Origin of the sequence: Chryseobacterium sp. MIQD13, assembly GCF_050496705.1 — a bacterium.
Taxonomy (GTDB): Bacteria; Bacteroidota; Bacteroidia; order Flavobacteriales; family Weeksellaceae; genus Chryseobacterium.
In genome coordinates, this window is sequence record NZ_JBNWAF010000001.1 from 552,627 (window position 1) to 575,690 (window position 23,064).

A 23,064-nucleotide genomic window follows, 5' to 3' on the forward strand; every position below is an offset into this window, starting at 1 on the left:
GATTGTATGGAAATTCAGGAAATCGCGAATAATCAGAAAGCTTTTTTCAAAACACAGCAAACAAAAAATATCAAGTTCAGGAAAATGTATCTTGAAAAGCTTCGCAATCTCATTATAAACAATGAAGAAATTCTATATGAAGCCATTTACAGAGATTTTGGGAAATCGAAATTTGATACTTTTACAACAGAAATCTCGTTTGTTCTGAATGATATTGATTATTATCTGAAGAATTTAAATGCTCTTTCAAAACCTAAAAAAGTAAGGACCAATCTGGTGAATCAACTGGGGAAAAGCAGAATTCATCCCGAACCTTTGGGTTGTATTCTTGTCATAGGTGCCTGGAATTACCCTTATCAGTTATCGCTATCTCCTATGATTGCTGCACTGGCTGCAGGAAACTGCTGCATTTTGAAGCCAAGTGAAATTGCTGAAAATACCATGAAAGCAATGGCCAAGCTCATTAATGAAAACTTTCCTCCTGAATACCTGTACGTTTATGAGGGCGGCATTGATGAAACCACGGCACTTTTGAAGTTAAGATTCGATAAAATATTCTTTACCGGAAGCACTAAAGTCGGAAAGATTATCTATCAGGCTGCTGCAGAAAACCTGACCCCTGTAGTTCTTGAATTGGGAGGTAAATCTCCAGCGATTGTAACCAAAGACGCCGACCTTGAAGTAGCAGCCAAAAGAATTGTATGGGGTAAATTTCTCAATGCCGGACAAACCTGCGTTGCTCCGGATTATCTGCTGGTTGAAGAATCCATTCACGAACAGTTTCTTGAAATGCTGAGAAAATATATCACAGAATTTAAATACGACCCGGATTCCGGGAACTATACTAGAATTATCAATCAAAGAAATTTTCAGCGGTTAGTAAAGCTTATCAATAAAGAAAAAATATATTTTGGAGGAAATTCCGATGAGCAAAAACTGTTTATAGAACCCACTCTTTTGAATGATATTAACTGGGAAGATGATGTCATGCAGGAAGAAATCTTTGGACCTATACTACCGGTTATTAGATTTACTAATTTTAATCATATCCTTAATTCTGTCCTGGAGCACGAAAAACCGCTTGCTGCCTATCTTTTTACTAAAAATTCAGAAGAAAAAGAAGCTTTTACCATGAAATTATCATTTGGTGGCGGATGTATCAATGATGTAGTTATGCATTTGGGGAACGACCGTCTTCCTTTTGGTGGCGTCGGAAATTCCGGTACCGGAAATTATCATGGAAAATATGGTTTTGAGGCCTTTTCGCATCAGAAGTCTATTCTGGAAAAAGCAACCTGGGGTGAACCTGATATAAAGTATCCGCCATATTCTGAGAAAAAACTGAAATGGATCAGAAAGTTGTTATAAAATAAAAAAACCGGGAAGTATCCCGGTTTTGTCTTATGATTTAGGAGCCCATTGATCAAAGAACTCTTTTACTTTTTCCTTACTGTATCCTTTACCTTCTTCAAGCACTGAACTGTCTTTCAAAACATGAACGACCTTACCATTCTGATCCAGAACAATGAAAAAAGGATAGCCCAGCTTCTCATTAATATCTACATATTTGGCAAAAACTTTCTCATTTTTATTATCCGGAGAATAATTCAGGTGGTAATATACATAGTTTTTGTCTACAGTATCCTTCAGTTCAGGAGTATTCTGAACAAAATTATTGAAACGGAGACACCAGATACACCAGTTTCCTCCTGCCTGGATCATTATATTTTTCCCCTCCTTTTTAGCCTGAGCTGTTAACTTGGTAATATCAGCTTCTGCATTAGCTTTTGGATCATAAGGCTTTGGAAGTTTTGCTTTTTCCTCAGCTGCTTTCTTTTTAGCATCCAGTTCTGCATGATCAGCTTTTACCAGAAGAGCATTATCCTGCTTTCTACCTTCCGGTGTATTTTTTGTTTCCTGGGAAAAAGCAAATATGCTTAGTCCGAGAAAGGCTATGACCGACAATTTTTTCATAACATAAAAATAAAAAAAATAATACTTATTGCAAGCAAAAATAGAACCATAATTTTATTATCACTAGATTTGCATGTTTTATGAGTTTCCTTATCAAAATATTATATTTCATTTCTAAACTTCCGCTTAAAGTATTGTATATTTTTTCGGACGTTATATTTTTCCTAAATTATTATCTTGTCGGCTACCGGAAACAGGTAATCACGCAGAATCTCCGAAACTCTTTTCCTGAAAAATCAGAAGAGGAAATCAGGGTTATAAGAAAGAAATTCTATCTCAACTTTTCGGATTATCTTGTAGAAACCATCAAATCTTTCAGTATTTCCGAGACGGAATCACGCGTAAGAATGCAGCATATCAATCAGGAACTGTTCCATGAAGCTAAAGCTGAAGGCAAAAATATTATCATGCTTGCGGGACATGTCTTCAACTGGGAGTGGATTAATGCACTTGCACGAATTATCCCTCAGAAACACTGCCATCCGGTATACAGAAAGGTAAACAGTGATTTCTGGGAAAACCAGATGAAGAAGGTTAGGAATAAGTTCGGAAATGAGGCATTAGAAGCCAATGAAGTGATCATGAATATTTTCAGGTCTAAAAATGACGGAGAATCAGCCTATATGTTTGTAGCTGACCAGACTCCTCACGTTGCCCATGTTAATTACGGATTAGAATTTTTAAATCAGAAAACCCCTGCTTTTATAGGGTACGATAAACTGGCTACCAGAATGGACCTTGCCTTTATTTACTGTGAAATGAAAAAGGTAAAACGAGGCTATTATCAGGTAAATTATCACAGAATTTATCCTGATGGTGAAAAGTTTACCGAGCATGAAGTGGTAAGAAAATTTCATAAACTTCTGGAAAATACTTTACAAAAGCATCCGGACAATTATTTATGGTCACACAGAAAATGGAAGTATCAGGATTCCATTAAAACCTTTGATGCTGAAAAAATATAATCCTCATGCCTAAAAATTTAGCAGTCGTCATTTTAAACTGGAATGGTAAAAACTGGCTTGAAAAATTTCTTCCCAGTGTGGTCAGCTTTTCTCAGGATTCGGATATTTATGTAATTGATAACCTTTCTACCGACGATTCTATAGAATTTGTACAGACTCATTTTCCAACTGTAAAAATCGTTAAAAACGATAAAAATTATGGTTTTGCAGGCGGTTATAATGAGGGTTTAAAGGAGATAAAAAATGAATATTACTGTCTTCTCAATTCAGATGTAGAGGTTACTGAAAACTGGATAAACCCGGTTCTGGACTTACTTCAGAAAGATCCCTCCATTGCTGCCGTACAACCTAAGATCTTATCTTTTAACAATAAAAACCAGTTTGAGTTTGCAGGTGCTGCCGGAGGACTCATTGATAATCTGGGCTATCCATACTGTCGGGGACGTGTATTTGACGATCTCGAAGAAGATAAAGGTCAGTATGATGATGAAGCTGAAATTTTCTGGGCTTCAGGCTGCTGCTTTTTCGTCCGTTCAAAAGACTTCTGGGAACAAAATGGTTTCGACGAAAGATTTTTTGCCCATCAGGAAGAAATTGACCTTTGCTGGAGGCTGATTAATTCCGGAAAGAAAATTTTCTATACGGGAAAATCAAAAGTATATCATGTGGGTGGCGGAACACTGAATAAACAAAGCGCTCAGAAAACCTATTTAAATATCAGAAACAATCTTTCCATGATGCTGAAAAATCTGCCATTTCCAAAGCTTGTATGGTTGATATTTTCCAGGCTATGTCTGGATGGAATTGCAGGAATTTATTTCGGGCTAAAGAATGGTTTTTCACATCTCTGGGCTGTTGTAAGAGCACATTTCGGATTTTACGGACAACTTCCGGGAACATGGAAACTGCGTCAGCAACATCAGAAATCTGAGTTCTATCAATCGAAATGGCTGATATTTAAGCATTTTTTGGGCAGCAAATAATCGTTTCGACATTCAGGTTCATGAGACCAGCTTTAATTCCCCTTCCCTGAAGGGGTGAATTTTTGCCAAGCAAAAAGACGGGGTAGTTTAAAAACAATCCATCATAATATAGATTCCTAAACCCTGATGTCATAAAAAAGTCATAACTTACACAGTTCATCATTCATCACTTTAAATTCTTCACTTATTAAATATGGATTTCTGCGCAATAGATTTTGAAACAGCAACACACGAAAAAAGTTCGGCGTGCGAAATGGGTATTTGCGTTGTTCAGGATTCCAAAATCATAGAGACAAAAACCTGGCTGATAAAGCCTCCCAGCTTCCCCTATTTCAGCAGATTTAATATCGGAGTTCACGGAATAACTCCTGAAGATGTAAAAGACGCTCCTACTTTCGATGAAATCTGGTATGAAGCTGAAGAAATGATGTACGGAACACTGATGATTGCTCACAATGCAAGCTTTGATGCAGGTGTCTTAAGAGGATGCTTTGAGCATTATGGTATGTTTAAACCGAAACTGAATTATCTCTGCAGTATTCAGTTAGCAAAAAAATCATGGAATTATCTTCCGAAATACGGACTGAAACATCTGGCTGAACACCATCAAATCAATCTCAACCATCACCGGGCGGGAGATGATGCCGAAGCCTGTGCAAAGATTTCTTTACTGGCTTTTGAAAAACTGATCATGACTGAAAATGAAGAAATACATACTTCTTTTTTAAATAAATATATTAAAAAGCTATAACCAAAGAAATTTGCAAGTTCATTTCCGGCCTGCCAGGAAGAATACACTTCTTGGAAATCAAATCTAAAAAACGGTAAATATAAAGGAATACTCCTAATTACTTAACACTTCAGACAGCAGATTGAATTTTGGAATCTCAATCTCAAAAGTTTCCTGCGTTTCCATGTTTTTAACAAGGTATTTTCCGCTCATACTTCCTACTCCGGACCGAAGCATCACATTGGAGAAATAAGCGAAATTTTCACTTATAGGAATCTCTGGTGTCAATCCTATCACACCATCTCCTATAATCTCAGTGTATCCAAAACCTACGTCGAAGATCAGCCATTTTCTTTTAAGGACTTTAATAGGAAAGCTGCCGTCATTTTCTATCGTAATATTATACTTGAAGACGTAACGGTTTTCAGACGGATAACTGTTTTTACTATCATATTCAGGTATTACTGAAACTTTGATATTGGAAGTCATTTTTGAGAACATCATCTTAGTATTTTCTTAACAAATACAAAAATCTCGCCTTTTTAGGGCGAGATTGTAAGAATATGTTATAATTTTCTTAAAATTTATAATCCAAGGCCTTTTCTTTCGTCACCTCCCATTAATATTTCAACAGGGTTGTCGATACCTTCTTTTACTGCTACAAGGAATCCTACAGATTCTTTTCCGTCAATAATTCTGTGGTCGTAAGACATGGCAACATACATCATTGGTCTGATCACAACCTGTCCGTCAACTGCTACCGGTCTCTGGATAATGTTGTGCATTCCTAAGATTGCAGATTGTGGAGGGTTGATGATTGGTGTAGACATCATAGATCCGAAAGTACCACCATTTGTAATAGTGAATGTACCGCCAGTCATTTCATCAACAGTAATTTTACCGTCTCTTACTTTAGTCGCAAGATCTTTGATATTAGCTTCAACTCCGGCGAAAGACATGTTTTCAGCATTTCTCAATACCGGAACCATTAATCCTTTAGGACCTGAAACCGCAATTGAAATATCACAGAAATCATAGTTTACTTTGAAATCTCCGTCGATAGATGCATTTACATCCGGATACATCTGTAATGCTCTTGTAACCGCTTTTGTAAAGAAAGACATAAAGCCTAATCCTACTCCATGTTTCTGAGCAAATTCTTCTTTATACTGCTTTCTTAATCTGAAAATTTCAGACATGTCAACTTCATTGAAAGTCGTTAACATTGCTGTTTCATTCTTTACAGATACTAATCTCTGAGCAATTTTTCTTCTTAGAACTGAAAGTTTGGTAGTTGTAGTAGTACGTGCTCCTGTTGCAGTAGCAGGGCTTCCTCCTAAAGCCGGAACAGCAGCTAATTCTGCATCAGTTTTAGTGATTCTTCCGTCTCTTCCGCTTCCTGAAACCTGTCCTGCATCAACACCTTTTTCGTCAAGAATCTTTTTAGCTGCAGGAGATGGAGCTCCTGTTGCATAAGTTTGAGGAGCAGCTACCGGAGCAGCTGGTTTAGGAGCTTCCTGTTTAGCCGGCTCAGCAGCTTTCGGTGCTTCTTCCTGTTTTGGAGCTTCAGCAGCAGGCGCGCTTGCACCTTCAGGTCTTGCAGCATCCATATCAATTAAACAAACTACCTGACCAACCTGTACTACATCACCCTCTTCTGCTTTTAAAGTAATCACACCGCTTTGTTCTGCAGGTAATTCAAGAGTTGCTTTATCTGAGTCTACTTCTGCGATTGGCTGATCTTTTTCTACATAATCACCATCTTTCACAAGCCAAGTTGCAATTTCAACTTCTGTAATGGATTCTCCCGGTGAAGGAACTTTCATTTCTAAAACTGACATATTGAGTATTTTTTATTTTTTTAATTGGATATTATTCTTAATTACGCTGTAACGGGTCTTTTTGCAGGAGCATCGTCTCTGTCGAAAACTCTGTTGATCACTGCATTCTGGTTTTTCTCAAACATTTTGTGACTTCCCGGAGCCGGAGCACCGCTTGGTACCGGAGCTACCACCTGGATTCCTGTATCTCTGAAGTTTCTCAGGATATAAGACCAAGCTCCCATGTTTTCAGGTTCTTCCTGAGCCCAAACAAGTTGTGTTCTGTTATCATATTTGCTGAAGATAGCATCAATAGCATCTGCCTGTAGCGGATATAGCTGCTCGAATCTTACCAGGGCAATATTTTCACAGTTAAGTTCTTCTTTCTTCGCTAATAATTCGAAGTATAATTTACCTGAGCACAATACTAATTTTTCTACTTTTTTAGGATCTGCTGCAGGATCATCCAAGATTGGCTGGAATGAACCGTTTGCGAAATCTTCCAGTGGAGAAACCACTTTCGGATGTCTTAATAAAGATTTAGGGCTCATTACGATCAATGGCTTTCTAAATGTCCATTTAAGCTGTCTTCTTAATAAGTGGAAATAGTTAGCAGGTGAAGTGATATTGGCTACCACCATATTTTCGTTCGCACAAAGCGTTAAGAATCTTTCTAATCTTGCAGAAGAGTGCTCTGCACCCTGGCCTTCTGAACCGTGAGGCAATAACATTACCAATCCGTCCTGAATTTTCCATTTTTCTTCTGCAGCTGCAAGATATTGGTCAACGATGATCTGAGCACCGTTCACGAAGTCTCCGAACTGAGCCTCCCAGATAGTTAATGTATTAGGAGAAGCCATAGCATATCCGTAATCGAAACCTAAAACACCATATTCTGAAAGATGAGAGTTGAATACATCAAATCTGCTTTCTGAAACATGTCTTAACGGGATATATTCTTCTTCTGTATCTTCTGTTTTTACTACAGCATGTCTGTGAGAGAATGTTCCTCTTTCCACATCTTCCCCGGAAATTCTTACGTTGTGACCTTCCACAAGAAGCGTAGCATAAGCCAGCCATTCTCCAAGAGCCCAGTCTAATGAATTTCCTTCGATAGCCTTGATACGGTTTTCGAATAATCTTGTAATTTTATTGATGAACTTCTTATCAGCAGGAAGGGTTGACATTTTAATTGCCAGTTCTTTAAGTTTCTCTAAATTGTATTTAGTATCTACAGCATTCTGAACAGCCCCTCTTTTCCCAATCGGATAGTTTACCCAATCTTCAGCCATGAACAGATCCATTACATTCTTTTCAATCTCTTTGGATGCATCAAAATCTTTATCTAAAAGAGCTTTGAATTCCGTTTCCATTTTAGCAATAACATCATTTGAAGTAACGCTGTCTTTAAGCAATTTATCTTTATAAATTTCTCTTGGATTCGGATGTTTTGAAATTGTTTTATATAAATTAGGCTGAGTGAATCTTGGTTCATCTCCTTCATTGTGCCCATATTTTCTATATCCTAAAAGGTCAATGTAGACATCTTTTCCGAATTTTGCTCTGAAATCAGCAGCAAAGTGGATTGCATGAACAACAGCTTCTGCATCGTCAGCATTTACATGCATTACAGGAGATTCTGTAACTTTTGCGATGTCTGTACAGTATGTTGAAGATCTTGCATCCATATAGTTGGTTGTAAATGAAACCTGGTTATTTACAACGATGTGAACCGTACCTCCTGTTCTGTACCCTTCCAAAGTCATCATCTGGGCAACTTCGTAAGCGATCCCTTGTCCTGCGATAGCTCCATCCCCATGAATGATAATTGGTAAAATTTTGGAATAATCTTTATACTTGTCATCTACTTTTGCACGGCAGATACCTTCTACAAGAGCAGCAACCGTTTCAAGGTGAGACGGGTTAGGAGTCAAATTAATACAAACTTCCTCTCCTGAAGCCGTTTTGATTTTTTTAGATGATCCCAAGTGATATTTAACGTCACCTGAAAATACATCTTCTTCAAATTCTTTCCCTTCAAATTCTGAGAAAATCTGCTTATAAGATTTCCCGAAAATGTTGGTCAGTACATTTAATCTTCCTCTGTGGGCCATTCCCAATACCACTTCATCCACTCCCAACTGAGAAGATCTTGTGATTAACTGGTCTAAAGCAGGGATTAATGTTTCTCCCCCTTCCAATGAGAATCTCTTCTGTCCTACAAATTTTGTGTGAAGATAGTTTTCAAAAGCTACTGCCTGATTTAATTTTAATAAAATCTCAGTTTTTTCATTGGCAGAAAGACTTGGGTGGTTTTCGTTTACCTGAAGCCATCTTTTGATGAAATCTTTTTCTTCAACATTGTTGATGTGCATATATTCCACCCCGATAGAATCGCAGTAGATATTTTCAAGATGCTTGATCAGATCTGCAAGTGTAGCAGGCTCTTTCATCCCCGTTTCAAGGGCACAGTTGAATTTTGTATTTAAATCTTCTTTAGAAAGACCGAAGTTATCAATGTCTAAAGTAGGTGTATAATGTCTTCTTTCTCTTACAGGGTTTGTTTTTGTGAACAGGTGCCCTCTTGTTCTGTAAGCCTCAATAAGGTTTACTACCTTGAACTCTTTTTTGATGTGTTCAGGAACTTCTCCACCGGCTACTGCCTGAGAAATCTGCTGTACTGCCGGAGCAGCGCTGGCCGGAGCCTGGATGTATTGGATGTTATCGTCATCTCCGTAGTTCTCCAAAGCAAAATCAAACCCTTGAAAAAAGGCTTTCCATGATGGCTCTAAAGAATCCGGGAATTTTAAGTACTGTTGGTATAAATCCTCAATTAACTGAGAATGAGCTGCGTTTAGGAATGAAAATCTGTCCATTATTACAGTTTATCTATTATTAAAATTTATTTGTAGAATTAATCTTCAAATTTAATAAAAAAAACCGAGTTAAGACAGCCTGAAACCGTTAAAAAAAATTAAGAAAAAAATAATCAGAAAAAAATTACTTAAACACTGATAATGAGAGCTTAATGTTCACCTCCTGCCCTTCAATCGGACGTTCAATAAAGGTCTGACGGACATCTCCGAAGCGCATCTCGTCTTTTTTCGCCTTCTGAATCAGCTGCTGAACCGCCCGTATTCTGCCCTCGTAATTTCCTTTGTAGTACATTACATAATTTTGGGAAGGATTTATAGTACGAAAACTGAAATTATTATCAGGAACTCCAATCTTCTTGGAAAGAGGAATTCCCAGGAAATAAGAAACTTCTTTGTCTTTATAGTTGTCCGCATCGGTAATCAGCACAGGAAAGCCAAATTCATCATCTTTTTTACCAAGATCCATCGTCACATAGTTATAAATTTTGCTGTAATTCATAACGATATTTTTATAGAGGGCCTCTTTTTTGTTGGATGTGCTTACATTGATGCCCAAAAGCAGCTTACTTTCTTCATTTTCAACCATCAGACTGTCATACTTGATAGAAGCCATCTGGTTGTCTTTTTCCACTTTATTGCCCAGAACATTCTTCAGATTTACCATACTTTTGGTAATATTTTCGGCAAACCGGTCTTCTGTCCAGAAATTTTCCACTCTTCTCAACACGGAAAGTTTGGGTGTATGTACAGACCATGTAATTTTTGTTTTATCGGGAGAAACAGCTTTGAATTGAACATCCACCACTGTTGGGTTTTCATTTCTGTCTTCAAAAAGCTGGTATCTTAAACTTTTAGCCGGATTTTCATAGCGGATGAACATTTCTCCGTCCGTATCGTTCTTAGAATCCACATAACTGATTGCGCTTCCCTGCCCTTCATAGGGAGTATAATAATCTATATCGATAGACGGCGAGCTCGTAAAAAAATTGTTCCACCGGGTAAAATGCTGCAGATTATTAAACTGGGGAAAAACTTTATCCAAGGGATAATCAATCTCTTTTTCAATCTTAAAATCTTTGTTTTCGTCCACAAAAAAATACATGGAAGCAGCATAAGCTCCTACCAGAAGAATGACAATTACGGCTATTATTTTAAAAAAACGCATCGCACAAAAGTAATACAAATAAAAAAAGTGACCAATATGATGATCACTTTGATTTTTAATTTTAACAGAGTCTTTTTATTATTTCTATTGGAATTATTTTAATCCGAAGTTTTTAGAAATACCCACTCCCACTTCTTTACCAAAAGAGAAATTGAATTTATTGTTTTTGAAATCAGCACCATCCTGTTTCAAATGGCCATATCTGATCCCTCCGATGTTGAAATTCAATCCAAAACCATTTTTAAAGTTGATAAATAATGCCGGTGTAAAGTTGGCATAAAACCCGTTAAGCTTTGCTTCACTGGAAGCAGATCCAACAGTATAAGTGTTTTTCATGCTCTGATATCCTGCTCCTAAATCTCCATAAACAGCAAAAGTCTGGCTCAATGGCACTGCATAACGAACAAATGGTCCAATAGCAAAACCGTTTTCTTTTAATGTTCCAAAATCCGAAGGTCTTTTCCCTGATGTAATGGTAGAATTGATACCTGCCGTCCAATTATCACTAAACTGATACCCCACTGTAGGAGTAAAACTAAAAGATTCTGTTTTACTTTTTTCTCCGGAAATAGTAGTGTTATCACTGTTATAACCAATGTTACCTCCTACTAATAAAGTATTTTTCTGAGCACTCACCATTCCGAATGCAGCTACGGCCGCAATAACCAAGATTTTTTTCATAATTTCAAAGTTTGTATTTTTCGGGAGAGTTGTTAACAATCCGCGTGCCAAATCATAAAATTTGTTAAAAAAACATTTGAAATATGGTTGAAAAGATATGACCATTTGTCTTCAAAAGACTATTAACAGGGCAAAACAATAAATATTTCTTTCAAATCTGAATTATTAAAAAAAACAAAAAAAAGTATCCCGGATGAGATACTTTTTATTTTGAATTGATACAGTTTCTATCCTATATGTGTTCCTGAAGGCAGAACTGCTCCTTTTTTCACTACGACAATTCCATCCTGAACGGAATAAGTTCCATAGTCTCCATCCGGAATATGTTTTCCGCCAATTATTTTCACATTGTCACCAACATAACAGTTTTTATCAAGGATAGCCTTTTCAATATAGCAGTATTTTCCGATTCCCATATTCGGGCGGCCGCTTCTGTCATTAAGGACAATTTCTGTGGTATTTTGATAGAAATCAGCACCCATTACGTAAGAATTCACAATGGTACTTCCTTTATCTATCCTCGTTCGGTTTCCAATCACGGAATTTTCGATCTTGTCCGCCATAATAATACATCCGTCTCCAAAAACGGCTTTACTTACATATGAACCGTTGATCTTGGATGGCGGAAGCATTCTTGCTCTTGTATAAATAGGAGAAGACGAAAACAGGTTAAACTGCGGAAAGTCCTGACACAGATCCAGATTCGCTTCGTAGAAGGATTCTATAGTTCCGATGTCTGTCCAGTAGCCTTCATACTGGTAGCTCAAGGTTTTATATTTCCCGATTGAGTTCGGAATAATATCTTTCCCGAAATCATCACCAGCTCCTTCCTCAAACATCTTTTTAAGGATGGTTCTTGTGAATATATAAATACCCATTGATGCCAGATATTCTTTTCCTTTATACTTATTTTCCTCTGAAACTTCAGATTTTAAGCCATCCAGAATATCATACTCCGGTTTTTCATAGAAAGAGGTTATATTACCATCATCATCAGACTTTAAAATTCCGAATCCTGTAGCATCTTTTGCGACTACCGGAATGGTGGCAATCGTTACATCTCCTTCATTTTCTATGTGAAAGTTCAGCATTTCCCTGAAATCCATCTGATAAAGCTGATCTCCGGAAAGGATAAGAATATAGTCATAATCATATTTCTCAAGATGCTTCATGGATTGGCGGACTGCATCTGCCGTTCCCTGATACCAACTGTCGTTTTCCACATTCTGTTCGGCAGCAAGAATATCTACAAAGCCTTTGCTGAAAATATCAAAGTGATAGGAATTCTTGATATGTGAATTTAATGAAGCCGAATTAAACTGTGTTAAAACCAGGATCTTATTCAGTCCTGAGTTGAGACAATTGGAAATAGGAATATCTACCAATCTGTATTTTCCGGCAATCGGAACAGCTGGTTTTGATCTTGAATAAGTAAGGGGAAAAAGTCTTGTCCCTCTTCCTCCTCCTAAAACAATGGAAATAACATTGCGATTCATAAGCTATGTTGCGTTTTTATTTTGTTAAGTTTACTGTTCTGTTTTTAATATTTACCATTAATCTGAAGCTCTCTTTATTTTCATATTTGAGGGCATCATTATAAACAATAACCCTGAAGTCTTCATCATTATTAAGTTCCAGCACCTCTTTGTCTACGTTATAGATTTCTATGTAATGTTTTTTCAGTTCGTCCCTGAATAATGCATTGGTGATCAAAACATCCATGACATCTATTTTCTTCATGGCAAAATCGTTCATATCTTTTCTGTATAAATCCTGCCACCCTTTCCCGTATTTACGTTCCAAAGCTGCATATGTTCTTTTATTGGCAGCATTGACCGCTTTCTCCTGTTCGGGCTCAATCATACAACCGGCTACAGCATAATGTTTAATTTTCCATTTTTCTGAGATACCATCCATAGCTTCCTGCGCACCCATTACCGGAAGCCCGTATCCATAAGTCCAGTAATACCCTCCATGATAGCTCCCTTCATCTTCTTTACATGAAAAAAATGTGATCATGATTATGAAAAGAAGCCCGGAAACTTTCATGACATCAGTTATTATATAAAGCTATATATTTTTCAGCAGATTTCTCCCATGCAAAATCAAAATTCATGTTGGCATGGATAAGATCTTTCATGGCTCCTTTCTGGTTATAAACTACTAATGCCCTGTTCATGGCATGCACAATATCATCTACTCCCGGATAAGTAAAATTCAGGCCTGCGCCACCGGTTGAAATATCTTCTACCGTATCTCTAAGTCCTCCGGTATATCTTACTACAGGAACCGTCCCGTATCTCATGGAATACATCTGGTTAAGCCCGCATGGCTCCACTCTTGACGGCATCAGCAGAAAGTCTGCCGAGGCATAGATCTTATGGGAAAGATACTCTTTATATCCGAGATCCAGGGCAAAATTGGTATATGTATATGCGTATTCCTTAAGTTTATTTTCAATATAACTGTTCCCTGAGCCAAGAATCATAATATTCAATGCTCCATAGCTCTGTTTGATACTTTTCCAGACTACATCCGGAAGGAAATCTGCCCCTTTTTCGGTAGCAAATCTTCCTATAAAGGCAAATAGGGGAAGTTCCGGTTTCAAACCATATTCTTCGCAAAGCTTTTCCTTATTCTTTTTCTTTTGGGCTACAGCGTTTTTAACATTAAAATTAAAATCCAGCATCGGGTCGGTTTCAGGATTCCAGACTTCCGTATCAATTCCGTTGATAATCCCGTAGGCTTTCCCGAACTCCTGACGCACTAAACTTTCCAGCCCCCGGAAGCTGATGAAAAGTTCTTCCAGATAGCCTTCCGAAACTGTTGTAAAAGCATCCGAGCATTTAATCATACTTGCCAATGGATTCATATAACCGTTCCAGTCCATGAGTCCCCACTTATAGGAATCAAAAGACGGCATATAATTCGCCATATTCCAGCTCATCATTCCCTGATACTCTCCGTTATGGATAGTTCCTATTGTTTTTACGCCTTTTAAGAATTCAAATTCAGGACAATGCTGGGTCATAAAAGGCACCAATCCTGTATGATAATCGTGACAATGCAGAACATCAGGGCGGATTTTCATTGCACTCAGCCAGTGAAGAACCCCATGCTGAAAAGCAAGAAACTGGTAGCTTTCGTCCTGGTATCCATAAGGATTGTCCCTGTCTAAAAGCCCGGGAACTTTAACCATATAAAGCTCAAATCCCAGAACATCTGTTTGCTCTTTCATTACCTGAACCTGAAGCATATTTCCTCCCTGATGGATAAAACCATCAAAAATAATGTCAAATTCATGTTCATGGACAAAAGGTTTGTTATACCAAGGCATTACCACCTTCGCCTCTATTCCTTTTATTTTATTCTGATATTTTGGCAGTGCTCCCACAACATCTGCAAGACCACCTACTTTTGCTACTGGATAACATTCTGTACTTAAGTGATATATTACCATAGTCTTTTCCTTACTCATTTTTTAAATATCATTTGTTTTTTATTCCGAACCATTCTCATTCCGTTTTCCCAATCTTACTAATTGTAAAAATATAAATCAAGCTACCATCTCCCAGAATTTCATGCTCCATCACAATGTTCATCTCATCTGAAATAAATGTCAGGATTCCATATTCTTTTAATTTTTCTATATCAAATTCCTCCGACCTCTCAGTTTCAAAATGTAATCTTTTAATTTTAAACTGGATCTCATCATTATCTGACTTTCCAATATCCTTAAATTCGGTATGGTCAATTAATTCTTCGGAGAAATACCTGAATTTAAAATTAGTGTCACTGATCAGGTATTTTATAATTAAAACCGTTTCATCATAATCAGTCCCAAAAACTACTTCTGACACCCTATTCTTTGAAAATTTTACTTTATGTTTTTCAATTTGAAAATTAAAAAAATAAAATTCTTTATTCAATTTACCTTCTAATATAGGTATAGGTGGATCAAAACCTGCTATATCAAATTGCGCCAGTGTTTCTTCGTCAAAATCCAGGCTTGTTACAAATTCTTTTATTTCCCGGTATTCTTTTCCTAAAATATCTAAAACCTGGATCATTTCTTATGCTGTTTTATTCTTTGCAGTTTATATTTTTTATCTTTTCTCTGTCTTAAAATAATTCCTGCTAGCGGTGGAAGTTTTATGGTGATAGATTTCGGATAATTCCTCCATTTTTCATGCTTTTCATTCATGATATCAGCATTCACACCACTGCCGTTATATTTCTCATCATCAGAATTAAATACAACTTCCCAGTGGGTTCCTGCATCTACTCCAACAGTATACTCTAACACCTGCGGAATCAGATTGAGAACAACCATTAAAACGTCATCTCTTTTTTTACCTTTTCTGAGATACACATATACCGAATTCTCCAGATCATCTGCTTCCACCCATTCAAATCCATTTTTATTGAACTGATTTTCATAAAAAGCAGATTCATGCCTGTACAAATGGTTCAGATCTCTGACAAGGATCTGCATTCCTTTATGAACCGGGTACTGCAGCAAATGCCAATCTAAACTTCGGGTAAAGTTCCATTCGCCCGTTTGTGCAAATTCATCTCCCATAAAGAGAAGCTTGGCTCCCGGATGAGTATACATATAGACGTAAAGTGCCCGGAGATTGGCAAATTTCTGCCATTCATCACCCGGCATTTTATAGATAAGACTCGCTTTTCCATGTACCACTTCATCATGTGACAAAGGCATCATATAATTTTCATTATACATGTACACGGATGCAAAAGTAATTTTATGGTGATGGTATTTCCTGTTTATCGGATCTTCTTTAAAATAGTCCAGTGTATCATGCATCCATCCCATCATCCATTTCATTCCAAAACCTACTCCACCGTCATGAACGGGTTTTGTAAGCATCGGAAAATCTGAACTTTCTTCTGCTATTGTAATAATACTGTCTCCGAATTCTTTGTAAACTGCTGTATTAAATTCCTGTAAAAAAGCTTTAGCTTCAAGATTTACATTTCCTCCTTCTATATTAGGTTCCCATTCGCCTTCATTCCTTGAATAATCGAGGTGAAGCATTGAGGTGACCGCATCTACACGAAGCCCGTCGGCATGATAACGCTCCAGCCAGAACATGGCATTGGAAATCAGAAAGGACTTCACCTCATTTCTGCCATAATTGAAAATATAGGACTTCCAGTCAGGATGAAAGCCTTTTCTGGGATCTTCATGTTCGTAAAGAAAAGAACCGTCAAAACGATGAAGTCCGTTGGCATCTCCCGGAAAATGGGACGGTACCCAATCCAGGATAACTCCGATATCATTTTTATGAAGCTCATCAACTAGGAACATGAGATCCTGCGGCGAGCCAAAGCGTGATGTAGCTGCATAAAACCCTGTAATCTGATATCCCCAGCTCGGATCATACGGATATTCCATAACAGGCATGAATTCCACATGGGTAAAACCCATTTCTTTAACATAAGGAACCAGTTTCTCAGCAATGTCTCGATAATTTAAATACCTGTCCGGAGCATTGCCCTCTCTTACCCAGGAGCCTAAATGAAGTTCGTAAACTGATATTGGTGCGTTCAGACTATTGCTTTTCCAGCGATTTTCCATCCAGTCTTCATCTTTCCATTCATACCAGGTTGTGGAAACCAGCGAGGCTGCCTGTAAATTCTGCTCCCAGCTTAAAGCATAGGGGTCACTTTTCTCCAGAATTTCACCTCTGGCAGTTTCTATGGCATATTTATACAATGTGCCCCACGTAAGTCCGGTAATAAAGCCTTCCCAGATCCCGGATCCATCCCATCGGGGAAACAGGATATGATCTTTATGATTCCAGTTGTTGAAATTTCCTATGACGGAAACCTTTTTGGCATTGGGAGCCCATACCGAAAAATAAACACCTTTTACTCCATCCTTTTCAGCAGAGTGTGCCCCAAATTTCCCATACAGCTTATAATGCCTGCCTTCTTTAAAAAGGTAGACATCATGATCAGTAAACAGCGTATAGGTTTTAACAGAATTCATCAAGATATCGTTATACTTTATTTTTTCTTTGAAACTACAAAAATTCCCTGCAATAATGATTAATAATTAATCAAATTATTATTATGTTAATTTCTCTCTTTTTGGGACATTAATCAAATATATTATTTTTTACATTCACTTTTTTATGATTTTAAAACAATCTTTTTTATAAATTTAGCTACAATTTTATATTAAACACATAATGAAGTTTGAACTTTATACTGAAGAAAGCGATGACAGAACGGTGTACATCACCGGAAATTTTAACAACTGGAATCCCAGAGACTCCAATTATCAGCTTAAACAGCTGGATCCGCACAATTACTTTATAGAAATCGATAATGAAATCCTTCCTGATACTGTGGAATACAAATTCACAAAGGGAGGCTGGGAAAACGTAGAGCTTGATAAGTACGGAAGCATTACTCCAAACCGCAAAGCCGAAAAAGCATTGGGAAAAACCTCTGACAGCGTAGAAAAATGGAGGCTCAACTGGGGACCTTTCAAAAAGGAATTTTTCCCGATCGCAGAAGTTATTTCGGAGGAATTCTATATTCCGCAGCTTGAACGTTACCGTAAAATATGGGCTGTACTTCCCTACGATTATTATGTATCCGATAAAAGCTATCCTGTACTTTATCTCCAGGATGCCCAAAACCTTTTCAATGAAGGAAGCGGATACGGAAACTGGGAAATAGATAAAAAGCTGTCTATTCTTGCCGAATACGGCCGGGGCGACGTAATTATTATAGCCATAGAGCACGGCAGTGAAGAACGTATCAAGGAATATATCTTTGATAACGATAATGTAGCCAACGGCTCGGAGGGTAAAAAATACATCCGTTTTATTACAGATACTTTGAAACCTTTTGTGGACGAAAACTACCGTACCAAGAAAGACCGTGAAAATACAGGAATCGGAGGCAGCTCTTTGGGTGCTCTGATCAGCATTTACAGTGGATTTCTTTATCCCGAGGTTTATTCTAAACTGCTGATCTTCTCTCCTTCACTTTGGGTAGAGCCTAACAATAACTTTCCACTGATGAATTTCAGGATTCCTTTTAAAACAAAAATATACCTGTACGGAGGCGGTCAGGAAGGTTCTAAAATGGTAAAAAGAATCCATGTCTTTGAAGAATATCTGAGACGCTGGGAAAAGAAGAATCTTTTTGATTTTGAATTCAGGACCAGCATCAACCCGGAAGGAACCCACAGTGAATTTTACTGGTCACAGGAGTTTCCGAGAGCCATTGAATGGCTGTTCTATGATAATACAGAAAATCCTGTAGAAGTAACACCACAACAACAAAGCGTTAAAAATTAAGTTTATGAAATTAATCAATAAAAAAAATAAAAAATATACCCAGATTTTTCAACTGTTTACAGAGGAAGAATGGACAAAATCCAGCAAGAATTACAATAAAAATGTTTCTTCCTTTTTCTCCGGAAAGAAATATGAGGTTTTTATTCATACTGATGAAGAAAGCATTACCTATCTGATCGGCCTGGGAAAATCAGCACTACAGAATTTCGAGATCCAGCAGGTTGCCGTAAAGCTTTCTCAAACCCAGAAAGAAAAGCTTCAGGCCGCTCCAACCCTAATTTTGGCAGATTTTCTTAAAGAAAAACAGTTTGAAGAGTTTGTAAAAGGATTACTTTTAGGAACCTATTCTTATCCTTTTGATAAAAAACATGTTTTCTGGAATACTAAATTTGAACTTCACTTTGAAAATTTAAGCCAGAAAAAACTGGATACAATCAGTTCAAAAGCTGAAGCACTTGCTAACGGACAAACTGCCTGTCAGGAATGGCTGAATAAACCCGCCAATCTTAAAAAACCCGATATGTTAAGTTTATATCTAAAAAACTTAGCCAAGAAATATGAATTAAAATATACAGTATTCAACAGAAAAAAATGTGAAGAGCTTCGTTTAGGTGCTTATCTTTCCGTTAATCAGGGAAGTGCTTATGATGCAGCTTTTACCATCATAGAATATAAAACTGCTGTTAAAAACGCCAAAACATTTGGTCTGGTAGGAAAATGTGTTCTCTTTGACACGGGAGGTATTTCACTGAAGAATCCGGACAATATGCATTATATGAAATCTGATATGGGCGGCGCCACGGCTGTTATCGGAACATTAATCTATGCAGCAGAAATGAAACTTCCGGTCAATATCATTGCTGTGCTTCCTGTTACGGATAATGCTATTTCTGAAAAAGCTTTTCTTCCGAGCGATGTTATTACAGCCTACAACGGAAAAACTATTGAAGTCCTCAATACGGATGCAGAAGGCAGGATGATCCTTGCCGACGGACTTTCTTATCTGGCCAAAAACTACAAAACGGATTTCCTGATCGATCTTGCCACTTTGACCGGAAGCTCTGTCAGAATGTTCGGTGATACCTGCGGAGCTATGTTTTCCAATAATGATGATTTGAAAAATCTTCTGATAAAAACCGGAGATATTACCAACCAGAGAGTCTGGAATCTTCCTTTATGGGACGTATGGAAAGATGATATACAGTCTGATGTGGCAGATTTAAAAAACATTTCCATGAAACCTATTGGCGACTGTATTGTTGCCGCTAAATTTCTGGAACAATTCATTGAAAATCATCCTAAATGGGCCCATCTCGATATTGCAGGAGTAGCCTTCGGAAGTACAGGATATTCAAAAGAAAAAGCAGCAACCGGATTTGGGGTACAATTACTGGCCGATTTAATTGAAAATTATCACTAAAAATTAGTTTTTTACAAAATTTCTCTGTATACTTGATTGTACATTTTCAAAAACGCAGTTTATTATATTTTTTAACATTAATTAATCAATAAAAAATTGCTTTTATTTTTGATAATTTACCAAAAACTAAAAAACATTGTATGGAGGAGAAAACTATAGTATGTATTTCGTGCTATTACAAGGGCTATGATTTCATGGATGAAATGAAGAAGCTCGGTAATAAAATTATCTTGGTAACATCAGAGGGCCTTAAAGAAAAAAACTGGCCATGGCATGCTATTGATGAGGTATTTTATATGGCTGAATTAAAACCGTCAGTCTGGAACCTGGAACATCTGATCCAGGGATTTTCACACCTGATGAAAACCAGAAAAGTAGATGCTGTAGTGGCGCTCGACGATTATGACGTAGAAAAGGCAGCACTGATCAGGGAAACATTCCGTATTCCCGGGATGGGACAGACCACACACCGGTATTTCAGGGATAAACTGGCTATGCGCCAGAAAGCAAAAGATTCGGGAATCAGCGTTCCGGAATTTACAGCGGTTTTTAATAATGATGAAGTCAACAGCTTTATTGAAAAAGTTCCGGCTCCGTGGGTATTGAAACCTCGTTCAGAGGCATCAGCATCCGGAATTAAAAAGCTGACTTCCAAAGATGAACTCTGGAATGAACTGGATACTCTTGGTGAAGAGCGACACCTGTTCTTACTGGAAAGCTTTAAACCCGGAGATGTTTATCATGTGGACAGCCTGACTTTTAATAAAGAAATTGTATTTACATCTGCTTCCAAATATCTTGCCCCGCCTATGCAGGTTTCGCATGAAGGCGGCGTGTTCAGGTCCAAAACTCTGGGAAGATATTCTGATGAGTTTAAAGCTCTTGAAGAAGTCAACGCCAAAGTTCTTTCCAGTTTCGGATTGCTTAACGGAGCCACTCATACGGAATTTATCCGGGGAAAGGCTGATGGAAAATGGTATTTCCTAGAAACGTCCTCCCGAGTTGGAGGAGCGCATATTCCGGATCTTGTTGAAGCTTCCAGTAATATTAACATCTGGAAGGAATGGGCAAAGATTGAAGATGCTCTGCTTCGTGGAAAAACTTATGAAGCTTCAAAACCTACCGGTTATTATTCAGGACTCATTGTTGCTCTGATTAAAGATAAACATCCTGATTACAGCACTTTTGAAAGTGAAGAAGCTGTAAAATTCCTTCCTATTGATTACCACGTCGGGATTGTCTACAAATCCAGTGACCCGAACATTATACAGGAAAGGCTAGACAGTGCAGCTGAAAAGATTCAGGAAGAGATGCTGAATATTCTGCCCCCAAAAAGTAAACTGACAAGCTAAACACAAAATATAACAAAAGAAATTTATCAATGCCGCATATAGAACATACAGATTATTACTCAAATATATTAGGAACAAGCCTTAAAGTAGAGGTTACAGGACATTACGGATACCCGGTTGTCATGTTTCCTACTTCTCAGGGACAGTACACCCAAAATCATGATTTCCATCTTAACGGAAGTATCAATTGGTTCATAGAGCAGGGAAAAGTAAAGCTTTATAATATTCAGACCATTGACAGCTGGAGTTTTTATGATGAAAAGATATCTCCTCAGCAGAGAATAAAAAATTATGAAATGTATGTACAATTCCTGATCCAGGAATTTATTCCATACATTCAGAAGATCCACAAAACACACCGTGTTGCAGTGGCCGGAGCAAGTTTCGGAGGTTATCATGCCGCTAATTTTGCATTCAGATTCCCGGATGTGGTTTCACACCTGTTCTGTCTTTCCGGAGCGTTCAGCATCAGGAATTTCATGGATGGATATTCGGATGAGCTTGTTTATTTTAACTGTCCGAGGGAATTTGTAAAGAATGACGAAGCCTGGAAATATAAACATATGCACATTGTATTGAGTACTTCCGATCAGGACATCTGCAAGGATAAAAATATTGAAATGGCAGAGATCCTGAGCTCAAAAGGGATAGATTTCTGGTATGATGAAAGAAAATGGATCAACCACGACTGGCCATTATGGAGAATGGTTTTTCCAACCTTTATAGGAGCATTTTTCTCCTGAAAAACAGTATATTTAAGAAGATAAAAATAATAACACATACACCAACTAAAAAACAGAAATTATGGCAAAAAAAGTGGGAATTCTATTCGGTATGGAAGATACATTTCCTTGGGCGTTTATCGACAAAGTGAATGAACTGGGAGGCGGCGAGATCGTTGCTGAAGCAGTAAATATCGACAAACTGGAACAAGGTGCTGATTACGGCTATGCAGTAATTATCGACAGAATTTCGCAGGACGTTCCTTTTTACAGAGCTTATTTGAAAAATGCAGCCCTTAACGGAACTTATGTAATCAATAACCCGTTCTGGTGGAGCGCAGATGAAAAATTCTTTAATAATGCACTGATGACAAAACTGGGAATTCCACTTCCTAAAACAGTATTGCTTCCTTCGCATGAAAGACCTACAGATACATCGGAAACATCATTCAGAAACCTTAAATTTCCTCATGACTGGGAATATATTTTCAATTATGTAGGATTCCCGGCTTACATGAAACCTCATGACGGAGGCGGATGGAAAAGTGTATACAGAGTGGAGAACCCGGAAGATCTATGGGATAAATTAAGTGAAACGGAACAGCTGGTTATGATGGTACAGGAAGAAATTGTCTTTGATGATTATTACAGAGTGTACTGTCTGGGCAAAAAATATGTTCACATAATGCCTTATGAGCCTCGTAACCCGCATCATTTGAGATATGCCACCACGCACCAGACTCAGGGTGAAGATCTGGAGAAATTATTAAAAACGATCCACGACTATACTATTAAAATGAACGAAGCTCTGGGCTACGATTTCAATACTGTGGAATTTGCCATCAGAGATGGAATTCCATATGCTATCGACTTCTGTAATCCGGCTCCGGATGCAGATAAAAACTCTGTAGGTGAAGAAAACTTTGCCTGGATCGTAGAGCATGCGGCTAAACTTGCTATTGAAAAAGCGAAAGAATATGTTCCGGGAAAACCTAATATCTCTTGGGGTACTTTCGTAAAAGACTCTGTAAAATAA

20 protein-coding genes are annotated in these 23,064 nt (G+C 37.7%); 9 read left to right on the forward strand and 11 right to left on the reverse strand.

Annotated features, from left to right (window positions below):
• Positions 1–6 precede the first annotated feature (6 nt).
• On the forward strand, positions 7–1,368 hold the full coding sequence (locus tag ACQWU4_RS02670; RefSeq protein ID WP_429934217.1) for an aldehyde dehydrogenase: 1,362 nt from the start codon (positions 7–9) through the stop codon (positions 1,366–1,368).
• A gap of 33 nt (positions 1,369–1,401) precedes the next feature.
• On the opposite strand, the gene ACQWU4_RS02675 is transcribed toward ACQWU4_RS02670, so the two are convergent.
• Complete coding sequence (locus ACQWU4_RS02675; RefSeq protein ID WP_429934218.1) at positions 1,402–1,974, reverse strand: thioredoxin family protein; 573 nt, start codon at positions 1,972–1,974, stop codon at positions 1,402–1,404.
• A gap of 80 nt (positions 1,975–2,054) precedes the next feature.
• Here ACQWU4_RS02675 and ACQWU4_RS02680 point away from each other — a divergent pair, with 80 nt between their 5' ends.
• From ACQWU4_RS02680 to ACQWU4_RS02690, 3 genes are all read left to right on the forward strand, one after another.
• Positions 2,055–2,939, forward strand: coding sequence for a lysophospholipid acyltransferase family protein (locus ACQWU4_RS02680; RefSeq protein WP_429934219.1), 885 nt, complete (start codon positions 2,055–2,057; stop codon positions 2,937–2,939).
• A gap of 5 nt (positions 2,940–2,944) precedes the next feature.
• On the forward strand, positions 2,945–3,922 hold the full coding sequence (locus ACQWU4_RS02685) for a glycosyltransferase family 2 protein (protein ID WP_429934220.1): 978 nt from the start codon (positions 2,945–2,947) through the stop codon (positions 3,920–3,922).
• Positions 3,923–4,115: 193 nt separating this feature from the next.
• Entirely contained in the window at positions 4,116–4,673 is a 558-nt protein-coding gene (locus tag ACQWU4_RS02690; RefSeq protein ID WP_429934221.1) for a 3'-5' exonuclease, read from the forward strand.
• Positions 4,674–4,766: 93 nt separating this feature from the next.
• Here the strand turns inward: ACQWU4_RS02690 and apaG are convergent, their stop codons facing one another.
• From apaG to glgB, 10 genes are all read right to left on the reverse strand, one after another.
• Complete coding sequence (gene apaG / locus ACQWU4_RS02695) at positions 4,767–5,156, reverse strand: Co2+/Mg2+ efflux protein ApaG (RefSeq protein ID WP_429934222.1); 390 nt, start codon at positions 5,154–5,156, stop codon at positions 4,767–4,769.
• Between the two features lie 80 nt (positions 5,157–5,236).
• A complete protein-coding gene (odhB, locus tag ACQWU4_RS02700; protein WP_429934223.1) occupies positions 5,237–6,493 on the reverse strand; it encodes a 2-oxoglutarate dehydrogenase complex dihydrolipoyllysine-residue succinyltransferase in 1,257 nt (418 codons plus the stop codon).
• 41 nt (positions 6,494–6,534) lie between these two features.
• The gene (locus tag ACQWU4_RS02705; RefSeq protein ID WP_429934224.1) at positions 6,535–9,348 is read right to left on the reverse strand and encodes a 2-oxoglutarate dehydrogenase E1 component; all 2,814 of its coding nucleotides are present in this window, start codon (positions 9,346–9,348) and stop codon (positions 6,535–6,537) included.
• A gap of 124 nt (positions 9,349–9,472) precedes the next feature.
• On the reverse strand, positions 9,473–10,513 hold the full coding sequence (locus ACQWU4_RS02710) for an SRPBCC domain-containing protein (protein WP_429934225.1): 1,041 nt from the start codon (positions 10,511–10,513) through the stop codon (positions 9,473–9,475).
• Between the two features lie 93 nt (positions 10,514–10,606).
• Entirely contained in the window at positions 10,607–11,194 is a 588-nt protein-coding gene (locus tag ACQWU4_RS02715) for an outer membrane beta-barrel protein (RefSeq protein ID WP_429934226.1), read from the reverse strand.
• 227 nt (positions 11,195–11,421) lie between these two features.
• Entirely contained in the window at positions 11,422–12,690 is a 1,269-nt protein-coding gene (locus ACQWU4_RS02720) for a glucose-1-phosphate adenylyltransferase (RefSeq protein WP_429934227.1), read from the reverse strand.
• Between the two features lie 16 nt (positions 12,691–12,706).
• Positions 12,707–13,213: a hypothetical protein gene (locus ACQWU4_RS02725; RefSeq protein ID WP_429934228.1), complete on the reverse strand. Its 507-nt coding sequence runs from the start codon at positions 13,211–13,213 to the stop codon at positions 12,707–12,709.
• 34 nt (positions 13,214–13,247) lie between these two features.
• Entirely contained in the window at positions 13,248–14,672 is a 1,425-nt protein-coding gene (locus tag ACQWU4_RS02730) for a glycogen synthase (protein ID WP_429934229.1), read from the reverse strand.
• Between the two features lie 37 nt (positions 14,673–14,709).
• Positions 14,710–15,264, reverse strand: coding sequence for a hypothetical protein (locus tag ACQWU4_RS02735; RefSeq protein WP_429934230.1), 555 nt, complete (start codon positions 15,262–15,264; stop codon positions 14,710–14,712).
• Complete coding sequence (gene glgB / locus ACQWU4_RS02740; protein WP_429934231.1) at positions 15,261–17,210, reverse strand: 1,4-alpha-glucan branching protein GlgB; 1,950 nt, start codon at positions 17,208–17,210, stop codon at positions 15,261–15,263. Before glgB ends, ACQWU4_RS02735 begins: the two co-directional genes overlap by 4 nt.
• Positions 17,211–17,412: 202 nt before the next feature.
• Between glgB and ACQWU4_RS02745 the strand changes: the two genes are divergently transcribed.
• The 5 genes from ACQWU4_RS02745 (at position 17,413) to ACQWU4_RS02765 (ending at position 23,064) form a co-directional block, all read left to right on the forward strand.
• Positions 17,413–18,534 (forward strand): alpha/beta hydrolase-fold protein, encoded by a 1,122-nt coding sequence (locus ACQWU4_RS02745; protein WP_429934232.1) that lies wholly within the window; start codon positions 17,413–17,415, stop codon positions 18,532–18,534.
• Between the two features lie 4 nt (positions 18,535–18,538).
• Positions 18,539–19,954: a leucyl aminopeptidase family protein gene (locus ACQWU4_RS02750; protein WP_429934233.1), complete on the forward strand. Its 1,416-nt coding sequence runs from the start codon at positions 18,539–18,541 to the stop codon at positions 19,952–19,954.
• 140 nt (positions 19,955–20,094) lie between these two features.
• A complete protein-coding gene (locus ACQWU4_RS02755; protein WP_429934234.1) occupies positions 20,095–21,306 on the forward strand; it encodes an ATP-grasp domain-containing protein in 1,212 nt (403 codons plus the stop codon).
• Positions 21,307–21,335: 29 nt separating this feature from the next.
• Positions 21,336–22,049: an alpha/beta hydrolase-fold protein gene (locus ACQWU4_RS02760; protein ID WP_429934235.1), complete on the forward strand. Its 714-nt coding sequence runs from the start codon at positions 21,336–21,338 to the stop codon at positions 22,047–22,049.
• 61 nt (positions 22,050–22,110) lie between these two features.
• Positions 22,111–23,064 (forward strand): ATP-grasp domain-containing protein, encoded by a 954-nt coding sequence (locus ACQWU4_RS02765; protein WP_429934236.1) that lies wholly within the window; start codon positions 22,111–22,113, stop codon positions 23,062–23,064.